The organism is Streptomyces sp. NPDC054796 (genome assembly GCF_053611545.1).
The window spans coordinates 1-1,918 of sequence record NZ_JBSHAO010000158.1; the positions used below are offsets into that span (position 1 = coordinate 1).

At 66.5% G+C, this 1,918-nt stretch carries 2 protein-coding genes; both read right to left on the reverse strand.

Annotation, left to right across the window (positions count from 1 at the left end; translation table 11 throughout):
- The coding region (locus ACWGJ2_RS40340; protein ID WP_453351402.1) for a type IV secretory system conjugative DNA transfer family protein at positions 1–1,023 on the reverse strand (1,023 nt) is incomplete at its 3' end.
- Positions 1,020–1,918: ATP/GTP-binding protein (locus ACWGJ2_RS40345; RefSeq protein WP_453351403.1), on the reverse strand; the 899-nt coding region annotated here is incomplete at its 5' end. The genes ACWGJ2_RS40340 and ACWGJ2_RS40345, both read right to left, overlap by 4 nt.

The following is a 1,918-nucleotide window of genomic DNA, read 5'->3' on the forward strand; positions in this document are numbered from 1 at the left end:
GTGCTGGCCGGCGAGCGCAGCAGCGAGCAGATGCTTGCACTTGGCTGCCAGCAGGTCAGTGGCCTCACGGTTGTCGGGGTCTGTCGCCCAGGCCAGCACGTCGAGGACGGGTCGGTTATGGAGGGCTGCGGCATGCAGCCAGCAGGTGATAAGGGTTTTCGCGTTGAGCGCGAAATAGCCGCCATTTTTGGTCCCCTCTTCGCTTTTCGTGGTCGCGGCGAGGGTCTCGGCACGCTTGCGCGCGACCTGGTATTCCTCGCATCCAGCGGTCAGAGGCCAGCGCAGTTGATTCGGCCAGCCGGACAGTCCTGTCGGGTCCAGCACACAGACCCGGCCGTGTTCCTGCCGCAGAAGCGCATTGCTGTAGAGGACATCGGTCTTGCTGCTGGTGGCGAGAACCGTCCCGCGGAATTCGAGGATCTCGGGAAGAATGATCTGGGAGGTCTTTCCTTCGCGCGGCGGGGCGACCAAGACCATCGATTCCTCGACAGTGATCCAGAGATGGATGTGCGAGGGGTCTGCGCTGCCGATGTAGACGGCGACGTCGCGGATTGTGATGGCTTTGGGATTGTGCTCGGCGAGTGAGGGACGCAGTGATACTGCACGGGTCAGGGCCTGTTGCTCGCCCATGGCCTTCTCCAGCTGGGCCCGGGTCGCCATCCCGTCAGCGCCGTCGAGGCCCCGGCGCTTCCACCACCGATACGTCTTCCATGTCCCCCAGGCCGCTGCGGCGAGCAGGAGAAGGAAGATAGGCCAGAACACGTGCGGGCCGGCTACGCCCGCGCTCGGCGGCCAGGCGGCTGCCGGGTCGCCGGGGTGGCGGAAGACGGTGACGACTGCGTGGCCCGCGGAGTCCCAGGTGATGGCCGCTGGCCGTCCGTGTGCCAGGAGACCGGACACAAGCGCGGTCAACCACAGCAGCGCGGTGAGCGCGAACGCCGCGATCAACGGGAGGATCCACACGGCATCGCGTCCGAGGCGCAGGCGCGCCGCGGTCTTGGGGGTAGCGGCTTTCGGTATCATGCTGAGGACCCCTTGTGGAGCCGTATCATCGGGGCCGACGCCGGTGCGCTCTGGCGTTCCGCAGGCTCACGTTGCCCCTCCGTCATCCGGAGGTTGGTGTCCGTCAGCCGGATCTCCAGCGGGGTCCGGATATGTTCCACCAGGTTGATGCGCGACCCCACCTGCCAGATGGCCCGTCCTGGCGCGCACACGTTGGAGCCGTCCGTCAGCGCCGTGCGTGCCCAGTCGGGAAGTCCCAGGTAGTTGGCGGTGGTCTCGGCCTCGTCCCGGTCCATGTGATAGAGGATTCGGGTCGCGGTCAGTTTCAGGATGGCCGCCGCTTCCGGGGCGTGCTCCAGCAGCAGGTCCCCGAGGTGGTGCAGGACCGCCCAGAAGGAGAGGCCCAGGCGCCTGCCGTACCTGATCAGCTCCTCGAACAGCCTTGCCACCGGGCGGTGGGAGAGGATGTGCCACGCTTCCTCGACGATCAGAGTTCTCTTGATCAGGTCATTCGGTTTGATCCATCCGAACCGCAGCCAGGGCCCGATGACCGCCATCAACAACGGCATCGCCTCGCCCTCGCGCGGCAGCTTCGTCAGATCGAAGATGATCAGCCGGGCGTCGAGGTCGATCCCCTCGGTCGTCGGACCGTCGAACATGCCGTGCAGGTCACGGTTGGGGTTGCACAGTGAGTCCAGGGCGAGCGCGGCCGGCTGGCCCCACTCCACCAACTCCTCGTCAGTAACTGGCTGTTGCCCGAGAAGGGTCGGCTGCGGGGCGGTCAGCCCGTCCAGGACATCGGAGAGGATCGCCACGCGGTGCTGCTTGCGAGCGGCGGCGATGGCCGTCTTGTGGGCCTCGGCCAGGGCGAATTTGGTCTGTGAGGTGAGAGGGCCGGTGAGGATCTCCATCGTGG